At 54.9% G+C, this 12,523-nt stretch carries 9 protein-coding genes; 3 read left to right on the top strand and 6 right to left on the bottom strand.

Annotation, left to right across the window (positions count from 1 at the left end; all coding sequences use genetic code 11):
• Positions 1-40: 40 nt before the first annotated feature.
• The 6 genes from NYE26_RS20860 to NYE26_RS20835 all read right to left on the bottom strand — a co-directional run bounded on the left by NYE26_RS20860 (position 41) and on the right by NYE26_RS20835 (position 8,815).
• The gene (locus tag NYE26_RS20860) at positions 41-2,335 is read right to left on the bottom strand and encodes an alpha-galactosidase (protein ID WP_339249801.1); all 2,295 of its coding nucleotides are present in this window, start codon (positions 2,333-2,335) and stop codon (positions 41-43) included.
• 117 nt (positions 2,336-2,452) lie between these two features.
• Positions 2,453-3,448, bottom strand: coding sequence for a substrate-binding domain-containing protein (locus NYE26_RS20855; protein ID WP_339249799.1), 996 nt, complete (start codon positions 3,446-3,448; stop codon positions 2,453-2,455).
• Positions 3,449-3,666: 218 nt separating this feature from the next.
• The gene (locus tag NYE26_RS20850) at positions 3,667-4,530 is read right to left on the bottom strand and encodes an IS3 family transposase (protein WP_084648871.1); all 864 of its coding nucleotides are present in this window, start codon (positions 4,528-4,530) and stop codon (positions 3,667-3,669) included.
• The gene (locus NYE26_RS20845) at positions 4,527-4,859 is read right to left on the bottom strand and encodes a transposase (RefSeq protein ID WP_036732259.1); all 333 of its coding nucleotides are present in this window, start codon (positions 4,857-4,859) and stop codon (positions 4,527-4,529) included. The genes NYE26_RS20850 and NYE26_RS20845 overlap by 4 nt, the downstream gene beginning before the upstream one ends.
• A 448-nt stretch (positions 4,860-5,307) precedes the next feature.
• Positions 5,308-6,936 (bottom strand): helix-turn-helix domain-containing protein, encoded by a 1,629-nt coding sequence (locus NYE26_RS20840; RefSeq protein ID WP_036731597.1) that lies wholly within the window; start codon positions 6,934-6,936, stop codon positions 5,308-5,310.
• Between the two features lie 100 nt (positions 6,937-7,036).
• On the bottom strand, positions 7,037-8,815 hold the full coding sequence (locus tag NYE26_RS20835) for a sensor histidine kinase (protein ID WP_339249793.1): 1,779 nt from the start codon (positions 8,813-8,815) through the stop codon (positions 7,037-7,039).
• Positions 8,816-9,095: 280 nt separating this feature from the next.
• On the opposite strand from NYE26_RS20835, the gene NYE26_RS20830 reads away from it, so the two are divergent.
• The 3 genes from NYE26_RS20830 to NYE26_RS20820 all read left to right on the top strand — a co-directional run bounded on the left by NYE26_RS20830 (position 9,096) and on the right by NYE26_RS20820 (position 12,381).
• Positions 9,096-10,439 carry a sugar ABC transporter substrate-binding protein gene (locus NYE26_RS20830; RefSeq protein ID WP_076085891.1) on the top strand — a complete coding sequence of 448 codons (1,344 nt, stop codon included), beginning with the start codon at positions 9,096-9,098 and terminating at the stop codon, positions 10,437-10,439.
• 148 nt (positions 10,440-10,587) lie between these two features.
• Positions 10,588-11,526 (top strand): sugar ABC transporter permease, encoded by a 939-nt coding sequence (locus NYE26_RS20825; RefSeq protein ID WP_076085888.1) that lies wholly within the window; start codon positions 10,588-10,590, stop codon positions 11,524-11,526.
• Between the two features lie 15 nt (positions 11,527-11,541).
• Positions 11,542-12,381 (top strand): carbohydrate ABC transporter permease, encoded by an 840-nt coding sequence (locus tag NYE26_RS20820; RefSeq protein WP_051493958.1) that lies wholly within the window; start codon positions 11,542-11,544, stop codon positions 12,379-12,381.
• The last annotated feature ends 142 nt before the right edge of the window (positions 12,382-12,523 follow it).

Here is a 12,523-nt window from a genome sequence, read left to right as displayed (position 1 = left end):
AAAAGGAGGCTGACGCCTGTGGTATGTCTGAAGCTGTAGATCAGCGCTGCACCGCTCTCAGGCGGTAAGTGCAGCTTGCATAATCTCCGCGCAGGTCGGAGACTACCAGGCCCATACGCATCAGGCGGTCGCCGCCGAGCGGTGTGCCGCCGAAGGCCGTCTGGAACGGAGCGGAGCTGACGCCATCTGCAGGTGCAGAGGCTTCTGCGCCGCCGTGGACATGACCGTTGCTGCCTTTTGCCCCCGTCTCAATGACATAATCCAGCTCGGGATTGAGTCCTTTGAGCGTAAGGCGCGAGATCGGAGGATTCGGTATGGCCAGCACGCGGAAATAAGCGACGAAGGCTTCGGTCTTGTCCTCGCTGACGAACATCCAGGCGGTGTCGCCACTACCCTCGAACGGACTCAGCAGGCGGTACATATCACCCTGCTGCACCAGCGTACGGATCTCCTTGTACTGGGCTATCTGCCGGGTAGCCAGGTCCTTCTCCGCTTCGGTGAAATTTGTGAGGTCCAGCTCATAACCGAAGTTGCCGCTCATCGCCACATCCCCGCGTGTAGCTAGGGTGGTGATGCGGTCTACCTGATGGTTCGGAACATCAGACACATGTGCGCCCATGCTGCTGGCCGGATAGACAATACTGGTGCCGTACTGAATCGCCAGGCGTTCTACCGCATCGGTGTTGTCACTGGTCCAGGTCTGCGGCATATAGAACAGGATTCCCGGATCGAACCGGCCGCCGCCGCCGGAGCAGCTCTCGAACAGAATGTCCGGGAAGCGCGAGGTCAGGCGCTCCAGCAAATTGTACAGCCCCAGCATATAGCGGTGGGCGGTTTCTTTTTGCCGCTCAGGGCTGGCTTTGGCAGAAGCTATCTCGGTCATGTTACGGTTCATGTCCCACTTGATATAGCGGATCGGGGCACTGGAAAAGACCGCGCTTAAGGTCTCATACAGATAGTCGCAGACTTCCGGACGGGAGAGGTCCAGGATTAGCTGGTTGCGGCCTTCTGTGCGGCGGCGTCCTGCGGCATGCAGGCACCAGTCCGGGTGCTTGCGGTACAGCTCACTGTCCGGCGAGACCATCTCCGGCTCCACCCATAGACCGAACTGTACGCCTTCCTTGTTGACCCGGCCGGCCAGATCCGCCAGACCTTCAGGCAGCTTGCGGCGGTCCTCGAACCAGTCGCCGAGTGAGCTGTTATCCTTGTCGCGTCTGCCGAACCAGCCGTCGTCAAGGACGAATAGCTCAATGCCGAGCGGGCCTGCTGCTTTGGCGATGGTTGCGATTTTGTCCGCATCGAAGTCGAAGTAAGTCGCCTCCCAGTTGTTGACCAGAATCGGCCGGGCCTGATCACGGTGAACACCGCGGCAGAGCCGGGTCCGGTACAGCCGGTGATAGGTACGCGACATTCCGCCGAGACCTTCACCGGAATAGACGAGCACGGCCTCCGGGGTCTGGAAGGATTGGCCCGGCTCCAGCAGCCAGGAGAAGTCGAACGGATTAATCCCGATGCTTACACGGGTCTGTCCGAACTGCTCAACCTCGGCAGTGGCGGCGAAGCTGCCGCTGTAGACGAGGCTGAAGCCGTAGACATCCCCCTGGTCTTCATCTGCGCCGTGACGTAGCAGCGCAATGAACGGATTGGTCTGGTGGCTGCTTGAGCCGCGGCGGCTCTCCAGTGACAAGGCAGCACCCGGAGTAAGCGGACGGCGCTGCACATGGCGCTCTCTGGCCCATGCGCCGCTCAGATGCAGCGTATCGTAAGAGGAATCGGCGAAATCGACGGATGCGCTAAGCGCCTGCTCCAGCCGGAGCGGGGCTTCGCCGTTATGCTCGAAGCGGACGGAACGGGTAATCGCGTTATGATCGGCGAATACGGTGTAGAGCAGTCTAACCGTTAGACCAGCGTAGTCATCTTTCAGGGTAAGCTCCAGTGTCTGTGCTTCTGCTTCATTCTCCGCATACACGGCAGGCAGTCCTTCGAGTGCCGGCTTGCCTGGTGTAATGGTATATCCCGCATATTTGAGTTCAGAGATCCGCGTGCCGTCAGCTAGCTGAACCTGATACGCCGGCCGCCGGAAGTCGCTCGTTCCATACTGCGGATACTCCTGAGGCAGGGCATCCAGAGAGAGCGAAGGCCGCGTTAGCACCGGGGTTGGCGAGAAGGAGGCACGTTCGCGCAGCTCAAGCACCCCGGTCAGGCTGCTGTCATGGCGGAGCCTCGCTCCCCAGTAGACATGGGCAGGATAACCTTCAATCAGTTGGATAATGTAGCTGGTGTCTTTGGACTGAAGGTGGAACAATCCTAGTGATTCGTCTGCAAAAATGTTCATGATCATAACACTCCTTGTGTGATGGTATAAGGTTCGATGATCTGGACCAACTTGAGTCTGCTCCTGCGGAACCCTTGGAACAGGCAAAACAACTATTGCTGGGTAGCCGGGCTGCGGTTAATCCGGTGTTCCGCCGCTGGTTTCGCGGACAATCAGCTTCGTGCCGATCATCGAATGCGAAGGGGCTTCGCGTCCTTCGAACCGCTCGGCGAGCAGTTGAACCGCAGCTTTGCCCATCTGCTCGGGATAGGCGCGGACCGTTGTCAGCGGAGGCTGAACATAGGCCGCCATCTCGATATCATCGAAGCCGACGACAGCCATCCCGGCAGGCACCTGTATCCCGTGATCATGCAGGGCGCGCAGAGCGCCGACCGCCAGCGGATCACTGGCGGCGAAGCAGGCCGTAGGCCGCTTTACCCCTGCCAGCAGCTCGCTCATCATCCGGTAGCCGTCAGCACTGGTCCAGCTTCCGGTGCGGATCAGCGCCGGATCATAACAACCCTGGCTCTGCATAATCCGGGTGTAATGATACCTCCGGCGCTCCTCCTCGCTGCCGCCTCCGATGAAGGCGATCTCGCGGTGACCGAGCTCCAGCAGATGGCCCAGCGCCTGATCGACAGCCTGCCGGAAATGCGTGCGCACGGAGTCATATTCCGTGCGCTCCGAATAATGGTCGACCAGTACGGTGGTGCTTGTATCCGGGTGCAGCTTCGCAAGCTCTCCCGGCTGGAAACTCCCACCGACTACGATAAGGCCGTCACCTGTGGGCCGGAGCGGGGCTGGCGTGCTGTGTCCGCGCAGCGTCTGGCCGAGCCGGATGCCCAGCTCCTCACAGCGCAGCTCCACGCCGCGCCGGATCGAGCCGTAATAAGGGTCATCCCGTTCCTCTTCGGCCGAGCACCAGAGCAGAAGAGAGACAGTCTTGCTGCCCAGCTCGTTCTCCCGCTTCAGCTGCCGTACCCGTGAGGGCTTGTAGCCAAGCTGCCCGGCCACAGCGAACACCCGGCTGCGCGTCTCCTCACTGACCGCCAGAGACAGGTCATTATTTAGTACTCTTGATACGGTTGCGGCCGATACGCCGGCCTCGCGGGCGATGTCTTTAATCGTTGCCAAGCTGCTCACGCCTTTTTAGTTAATAAATTTACTAAATATTCGTCTTCATCCTATCATCTCTTTAGAGTTCTTTCAAGCAGATTTTGAGGAGCGCTTACATTAGGGAGGGGGTGCCCCGCCCCAACATCCTCGCGGACTGGAAAGACCTTATCAGCGCCAAATTACACCATTAGGCAGGCCAGGCGGACTCAGTGGACCTCTGTCAAGAAAGTAGATACTCACGCAACGGATGCCGTCGTAAACTGCTTAGCGAATCGGGCGGGGGAAAGATACCCCAGCGTGCCATGCATTCGCTTGCGGTTGTAGTAAAACTCAATGTATTGGTAAATGTCCTGGTACGCCTGCCCGGGAGTTTTAAAACGCGGGTTACAGTAAATGAGCTCCTTCTTCAAGATACTGTGCCAGGATTCAATACAAGCGTTATCGTAACAGTTTCCTTTGCGGCTCATACTTGATTCCATCTGGTACGTCCTCAACTGCTCGGTATATTCCTTGGAGGTATACTGCGATCCCCGATCCGAGTGGTGGAGCAGCCCCGGGCCGGGTCGCTTGGCTTGATAGGCAGCCTGCAAGGCGTCTAAGACCAAGCTGGTTTCCATGTGGTCCGATAACCGCCACCCTACAATTTCGCGCGTGCACAGATCCATGACGCTGGCCAGGTACAAGCGGCCTCCACGGCAGGGGATGTACGTAATATCTGTCACCCAGGCGGTATTGGGCTTATCGACGGTAAACTCTTGATTCAGTGTGTTCGGGGCAATAGGGTTGTTGTGCTTGGAATCCGTGGTCTGTACACGGTACGGCTTAGAGACCACCGAGCGGAGCTTCATTTGCCGCATGTACACACTCACCGTACGTTCGGTGAGGGTGTAGCCTTCCTGGTGCAGCAGTCGAGTGATTTTCGGACTTCCATACCGCCCCTTATGGTCATTAAAATGGTAGCGGATTCGCTCCTGCACGGCCGCTTTACGGAGAGCCTGTGCACTGGTTTTAGCTCCGAGCCACTTGTAATATCCACTCCTGGATACCTGCAAGGTGATGCACATCTTCTCCAAGCGAAACGCGGAGCGATGTTCCTTCATGAACTGGAATCGGCGTTCCTTGGTTTGCTGAAGATGTGCACTGCTTTTTTTATGATGGCCAGTTCTTCCTCCCGGTCGGCGAGCTGATCTTGGCGCTCCTGGAGTTGACGGCGCGCTTCCTTCAACTCGGCTTCGAGCTCCCTCACCCGATCCACACTGGCTACAGGTTCATTCTTGAGCTCCCGGTATTGTCCCATCCATTGATGAAGCGTGCTCTTGGGGATGTCCAGCTCTTCCGCTAACTCCCCGAAGCTCTTCGTCTGTTCTTGTAGAAACTTTACCGTCTGCTTTTTAAACTCTTCATTGTACCGTTTTCGTTGTTCACCCATGGCCACACACCTCCGTGATCCTTATTATCCCTCCGTCCGTTAAGTGGCGTCTACTATCTATTCTAAACCCACAGAGGGCGTTAACTAACCCGTTACTCCTCATTTATAGCTGCAAATGGCAACATAAGCGCTCCTGAGTCCGGAAACACAAGAAAAGTTGGTTTTTTCGCGTGATAGCGTCATCTGAGTCCGCTGGATGCCAAAAAAGCCTAGGAGGAGTTCGTACCAAGGTTACAGCAAGTCTTACTTTGTTGTTCGGCTCTTGCTCTTCGGAAACAGCTAGGCCTCAGCTCATGATTCCGTTTGTACGCAAATAAAAAAGAGGCTGCCTATACCGGCAGCCCTGTCTACTTTTCCGCATTATTACGCCATCTCATCCATATCATTCTACAGTACGCTCACCAAATAAATGTCCCACAATCAGATCCGCACACGCTTCATAGGTATATCATGTGTGTTCCCCTCCCGCATTCCCTTCAATCTGCTGCATATAATCCCGGGGAGAGAGCCCGGTGACCTTCTTGAACACCTTGCTGAAATAGAAAGCGCTCTCATAGCCCAGCTTCTGGGAGATTTCGTAGATCCGGCCTTCGCCGCGGACCATCATTTCCTTGGCGGCGGTGATTTTGGTCTCTGTGATATACTCAACATAGTTCACCCCGGCGACCTTGGAGAACAGGTGGCTCAGATAGTTGGGGCTGAAGTTGAACACATCCGCGACTTGATTAAGCGACAGCTTGGTACCGAGATTTCTTTTGATATACTCCTGGACATTCTTCACCACCTGCTCCTTATAGCTCTGTCTGCGGGTGGCGAGCATCCGGACACAGCCGTCCCGGAACTGGACGAGCCAGCCGGTAATCTCTTCAATGGTATGCATCTGATAGATTGCCCGGTAGCCCTCCGGCTCCTGCTCGAAGATCTGCTCTACCATGTTCTCTCCGTCCGCGAGCAGGGAGGTCGCCATATATAGAATGTTGCAGGCGGCATCGGTGGCGGGAACGAGCAGATCGGCCCGTCCGTCGAAGATCTCGATCATCCGGGAGATGATGCTGTGCAGGGCGCGGGTATCCATTTCTTCAAAAGCTCTGCGGATCTCCAGCCGCGATTCCGAGAAATCAAACAGCAGGTGCTCCTGCAGGAGGGCTTCGCCTTCCGTGAAGAAGACGAAGGAGCGCTCCTTCACAGCGGCGGGCAGCGCCTTCCGGGCGGCGAGATAGCTCCCCTGCAGCAAAAACGGATCTTCCACCGCGAAGCCGATCGCCCCGATAATGGTCACATTGAAGTAATTATGCAGTACGGAGGCCATGTCCGCCAGCAGCTTCTGGATGTCTTGCATCCAGAGCTGCGGGTCCGGGCCCGGCACAGGCAGGGTCAGCGCGAAGTTGCGCAGATCCAGGCTGGTGACGTAGCAGGCGCTTCTGGAGGCCAGTGTATCCTTTGCCATCTGCACGGTGCTTGAGCATAAGGCCACCAGCTTATCCCCGCGCGGCGGGACGGTGTCCGGCCCGAGAATGCGGCAGGTACAGACCAGATAGGCCGGCGCGGAGAGGTCCACCTCCAGATCCTCCTTTTGCAGCAGATACTGGTTCTTGTTCTCGAACAGGCCGCTTAACAGCCGGATGAAGAATTTATCCCGCTGGGCCTGGAGATTGCCGCGATGGACCAGCTTCGGATAGCTCTCCATGGTCTGGTACTCCTCCAGGATACTGGTGGCCCGGCGGATCGATTCGGCCAGCGCCTCCGGGGTCAGCTCCAGCTTCACCAGGTAATCGGTGGCCTGGATCTCAATCGCTCCGCGCGCATACTGGAATTCCTCGTAGCTGGTCAGCATGATGAACAGCGGAAGCCGCCCGTACTTGCGCCGGACCGAGCCGGCGACCTCCAGGCCGCTTTTGATCGGCATTTTGATATCGCTGATTACAATGTCCGGGCGGAGGGTGTCGATCATCTCTTCCTCCTGTGCGCCGTTGTGGGCGATGCCGACAATCTCAATGTTATATTGCTCCCATTTCAGCATGGACTGGAGTCCGATGCAGACCAGGGCTTCATCATCTGCAATTAATAATTTGATCAAGCTCATCACATCCTTGCTCGGTATGCTATTGTTTTGGGGTCCCCGCAAAGTACCTGAGTACTCATCGAAGCTAAGGCCTCACTTTGTGGGGGATTCTTAGCTATTCTCTCTGCCGGAAGGGGAGCAGCAGCTTCATTAAGGTATAGCGGCCGGGCACGCTCTCAATGGACAAGCCGTACTCTCTGCCAAAAGCGAGCTGCAGCCGTTCGTTCACACTGCGCAGCCCGATATTCTCCAGCATTCCCTTAGCCTCGTCCCCGGGAACGGTTAGAATGGTGGCAATCTGCTCCGCCGTCATCCCGACCCCGTTGTCCTCGATCGTGATGAGCAGATCCGTGTATCCGCTCTTCGTGACCCGGACAACAATGTCGCCTCGGCCCTTGGGCTCGATGCCGTGGAAGATCGCATTCTCGACCAAGGGCTGGAGTGTGAAGCGCGGGATAAGCCCGCCAAGCAGTGCTTCCTCTTCAATCTCTGTGACCATGGTAACCGTGCTGCCATAGCGGTATTTCTGAATCAGGAAATAATCATCCAGCAGGCTCAGCTCATCCTTCAGCGGCATCAGCCGCCGGTTGTCCTTGGCGATGCTGCGGAGCAGCCGGGATAGGGAGGTCGTCATCTCTGCAATACCGGTGGCGTTCTGGATCGTAGCCATCCATTTGATCGAGTTCAGGGTATTGTAGAGGAAATGCGGATTAATCTGGTTCTGGAGCATCCGGTATTCCAGCTCCTGCTTCTGCTTCTCGTCCGCGAGCCGGCTGTCCATGAGGGCTACGATATCCTGGGACAGGCGGTTAATGCCCCGGCCGACATCGCCCAGCTCACTGTTCCATTCAATACCCGAGTCCAGCAGGAAGTTGCCCTGGGCAATCTTGTCCATACGCTTCTTCAGCTTCTCGACTGGAAGGCTGATCGTGCGGGTCAAATACAGCGTAATGATCGCGCTTAAGACAAGCACGAGCAGACAGACGCCGAGCAGGACGAGAATCCATATATTGCTCCGGGGCGCGAACTGGTCGCTGGATAAGGTCTGCGAGAGCATGACACCGCTGCGTACCGGATACGATACCACGATATGGCTTTCCCCATCATCTTGCATTTTCACCATGGACAGCTCGGTATCGGGGCCGACAGGCTTGTCACTGGTATAGGCTACCGGCTCATACGGCTCTTCAATGGCTTTGACCTGATCTCCGTTAAGCTGATAATGATGATCGCCGAGCGTAAGCAGCAGCCGGGAGTGCTCCGGCAGGGCATAGCCCTTCAGTTTGTCCGTAATGACGGAGGTATTCGCGAGCAGATAGACGGTGCCCACCCGGGTAGCCCCCCGGCCATAAATAGGGAACACGAAGGGAATACCGTAGGAATTGGAGAGCGGGTCCTTAATGACGCGGTCCCATTGCTCTTCGGCCTCATTCGTCAGACCGGTGACTTGACCGATATTATGGATCGTAAGCGGAATGGAGGTGCCGAAATTCTCCACCTGCAGGAACTTTCCGCTGTTATCTGTGGCAATCAGGCGGCGTACATAGCTATAGGAGCGGTTGATCCGCACATCGTCCTGCATCGCATTGAAGACATTCAGGGCCTGCTTGGGGCTGGCCTCCGCCGAACCGAAATATTCGGTAAGCAGGGTGTTCGTGGACGAGTTGGTGCTGCTGGTCATCGCCAGCGTAGTCAGATTAATCAGATCCTGTTCGATAATGTGGGAGACGAGCTGGAGGTTGAATTCCGTCGCCTGGATCGTCGTTTTGCGCTGATAATACGTAATCAGTTCGTAGCTGAACCAGGACAGCAGCGTCGCAATCAGCAGCGCAAAGGCGGTCATGAGCAGAATAATGCGGCTTTTAATAGTAGATTTACGTACCGTGGTGAACACTCCTTCAAGAATAATGAACCTATTTAAAGCGTTTTCAACTACCATAGCATATTCCTGCGTTTCATTATAGAGCCAGGGGGAGAAGCTGAGAATTTTACAGGTTTCGGATAAGAAATTACAGGTTTGGGGCAGGACGTGCGGAGAAGAGCACAGAATAGTGAATGAACTGTGTTTGATTTTGCATCCCCATCGGGTCTGAAAAGGCTTACAATTTGAACTAAGGCCGGAGCAACAGATGCCGGCTGCTGAAATATCATCAGAAGATAAAGGGGATAATCGAATGAACTTGAAAAGATTCTACGGCATGACCCTTGCCACCGCGCTCTCCGTGAGCATGCTGGCCGGATGTTCCGGCAATAACAATACGAAAGACGCTGCTGCCACTGCCGCACCTGCTTCGGGCAACGCTGCAACCGCTTCCTCCGAACCAAGCCAGGAGCCGGTAACACTGAAATGGGCGCTGTGGGACTGGGAAGCTACTGCATACTACAAACCGCTGATCGATGCTTACAAGGCTGCACATCCTAACGTAACCATTGAATATGTCGATCTTGGCTCCACCGACTATATGACCATGCTCAGCACACAGCTCTCGGGCGGAGCGGATCTGGACGTCCTGACGATCAAAGACATTCCGGGCTACTCGAACCTGGTGAAGCAGAACCACCTGGAGCCGCTGAAGACCTACATGGGTGACAAATCGATCGATCCTTCCGTATACGGCGGTACGGTTGAGCAGATTGAAGTGAACGGCGAGGTGTATGCGCTTCCGTTCCGCAGTGACTTCTGGCTGATCTACTACAACAAAGCCTTGTTCGACAAAGCAGGCGTAGATTATCCGACTAATGATATGACCTTCGACCAATACGACGAGCTGGCCCGCAAGATGACCTCCGGCAGCGGCTCGGAAAAAGTATACGGTGCCCACTACCACACTTGGCGGAGCGCGGTTCAACTGTTCGGCATTCTGGACGGCAAGAACACCGTGGTCGGCGGCAACTATGACTTCCTGAAGCCTACCTATGAGCGGATTCTGAAGGAGCAGGAAGACGGTATCGTTATGGATTACGCGACTCTGAAGACCTCCAGCACGCATTACTCCGGCGTATTCTACAACAACTCCGTAGCGATGATGAACATGGGCAGCTGGTTCATTGCCACCCAGATTGAGAAGGTGAAGAGCGGCGAATCCCAATCTGCGGAATGGGGCATCGTGAAATACCCTCATCCTGACGGCGTTGAAGCCGGTACAACTCTGGGAACGATTACTTCTCTGGCTGTAAACCAGAAGTCCAAACACAAAGAAGCAGCGCTTGACTTCATGAACTTCGTAACCGGGGCAGAAGGCGCCAAGGTTATTGCTTCCACCGGTACGATTCCTGCGATCAAGAATGATGAAGTTATCAATTCCATCACCTCTATCGACGGCTTCCCGGCAGATGAGAACAGCAAGGCTGCACTGAATACCGTTCAGACTTACCTGGAAATGCCGATTCATGAGAAGAGTGCGGACATTGAGGTTATTCTGAATGAAGCGCATGACAACATCATGACCAAGAACGCTACGATTGACGAAGGCTTGAAGGATATGAATGACCGTGTAGGCCAGCTTTTGAACAATTAGTGTGAACCTGTAATGTTAGTGTCCTGAAGGAAGGGCGGGCGAAGGCCCGCCTTCCATATAAATAGAGGACATCACAGCACTCACATTAACAGGTATCGATGTAATTCCCACTTTGCGGGGATGTTATATAAGGTTTGGAGGAGAACGAATGCAGAACGAAACCATATTGCGTACAAATAAGAGCCCAAAAAGCCGGTTGTCGCGCGGACTCCGGGATAACCTGGTCGCGTATAGCTTTATTGCGCCGAACTTTATCGGATTTGCCCTGTTCACCCTGGTACCGATGATTTTTGCCTTTATTCTGGCCTTTGTGAAATGGGACGGGGCCAATCCGATGAAGTTCATCGGGCTGGACAACTTCTCCCGGCTGATCTCGGATACCACTTTCCACAAAGCCTTGTGGAACACGATTGTCTACACCGTCGGAGTCGTGCCGCTGACCATGATCGTTGCGCTGGCCCTGGCGATTCTGCTCAATCAGAAGATTATGGGCCGTAATTTCATGAGAACGGTCTTCTTCTTCCCTTACGTGGCTTCGCTGGTAGCGGTTGCGGCGGTATGGAACTTCATCTTCAGCCCGACCATGGGGCCGATCAACAACATTCTGCATACGATTACCGGCATTCCGCTGGAGGACCTGCCCCGCTGGGCGGCGGATAAGCAGTGGGCGATGTTTACGGTAGTGCTTTTCACCGTGTGGAAAAATATGGGCTACTACATGGTCATCTATCTGGCGGGTCTACAGGGCATTAATCCAGAGCTGTATGAAGCGGCTGAGCTGGACGGGGCAGGCCCGTGGAGAAGATTCCGCAACGTGACTGTGCCGCAGCTGGCACCAACCACCTTCTTTGTCCTGATGATTCTGGTCATCAACTCGTTCAAGGTCTACGATATCTTCATCAACCTGTTCGCGGGCGCGGATAACCAGCTCAATAATGCTACACGGGTCATGGTCTATCAGATCTACAACACGGCGTTCCGCTCGCTGGATTACGGATATGCCAGTGCCATGGCGATTGTGCTCTTCCTGCTGGTACTCGGCATTACCATCGTCCAGTTCCGCGGCGAGAAGAAATACGGACAATAGGGGGATCTATAAGATATGGTTGGTAAAAGTAAAGGACTTAAAATCAGCTTAATGGTGCTTGTATATGCCCTGTTAATTCTGACCGTGCTGGCAATGCTGGTGCCATATATCTGGATGCTGTCGTCATCGCTCAAGCTGAACAAGGATGTCTTCTCCTTCCCGATGCAATGGATTCCGGCGAATCCGCGCTGGGAGAATTTCCAGGATATCTGGACCCGGATTCCGCTCGGACGCTTCATTTACAATACAGCGAAATTATCCATTATCGTTACGATTCTGCAGCTGCTGACTTCCAGCTTCGCGGCATATGCCTTCTCGAAGCTGCATTTCAGAGGCAAGAATGTGATCTTCCTGGGTTACATCGCTACGATTGCGATTCCTTGGCAGGCCTACATGGTGCCGCAGTTCATTCTGATGCGCTACATGGGGCTGAACAATACCCACCTGGCAATCATTTTGCTGCAAGCCTTTTCGGCCTTCGGTGTGTTCATGATGCGCCAGTTCTATCAGGGGGTGCCGGATGAACTATGTGAAGCGGCCCGGATTGACGGACTCAGCGAATACGGAATTTGGGCAAGAATCATGCTTCCGCTGTCCAAGCCGGCGCTCTCCACGCTGACCATCTTCACCTTCGTCGCTACCTGGAATGACTTCCTCGGGCCAATGATCTATCTGACCGATACGAAGCTCAAGACCATTCAGATCGGTCTGCGGATGTTCATCTCACAGTATTCTGCGGAGTATGGCCTGATTATGGCGGCGAGTGTGGTGTCGATCATTCCGGTAGTAATTGTGTTCCTGGCGCTTCAGAAGTACTTTGTGCAGGGCGTTGCTGCTTCGGGGATTAAGGGGTAGTGGAGTCAGATTTTTACTATATAAGACGCACTTAAGTTTTGAACTTGAAGCTGCATCGTCGCTGCGGTGAACATTTGGACTTCCGGCCGCTGTTGTCACCAGATTTCTTGATTTAAACCGCTGTTCGCGGGTGAAATCCGGT

The organism is Paenibacillus sp. FSL P2-0136, from assembly GCF_037975325.1.
Taxonomy (GTDB): domain Bacteria; phylum Bacillota; class Bacilli; order Paenibacillales; family Paenibacillaceae; genus Paenibacillus_AQ; species Paenibacillus_AQ silagei.
Note: the sequence above shows the minus strand (reverse complement) of the source record. Positions and strands in the feature narration are given on the sequence as shown.

Excerpts from the sequence above, each read along its gene's own strand:
- NYE26_RS20860 (WP_339249801.1), bottom strand. The coding sequence starts at position 2,335 with ATGAACATTTTTGCAGACGAATCACTAGGATTGTTCCACCTTCAGTCC.
- NYE26_RS20850 (WP_084648871.1), bottom strand. The coding sequence starts at position 4,530 with ATGAAGGAACATCGCTCCGCGTTTCGCTTGGAGAAGATGTGCATCACC.
- NYE26_RS20845 (WP_036732259.1), bottom strand. The coding sequence starts at position 4,859 with ATGGGTGAACAACGAAAACGGTACAATGAAGAGTTTAAAAAGCAGACG.
- NYE26_RS20830 (WP_076085891.1), top strand. The coding sequence starts at position 9,096 with ATGAACTTGAAAAGATTCTACGGCATGACCCTTGCCACCGCGCTCTCC.
- NYE26_RS20825 (WP_076085888.1), top strand. The coding sequence starts at position 10,588 with ATGCAGAACGAAACCATATTGCGTACAAATAAGAGCCCAAAAAGCCGG.
- NYE26_RS20820 (WP_051493958.1), top strand. The coding sequence starts at position 11,542 with ATGGTTGGTAAAAGTAAAGGACTTAAAATCAGCTTAATGGTGCTTGTA.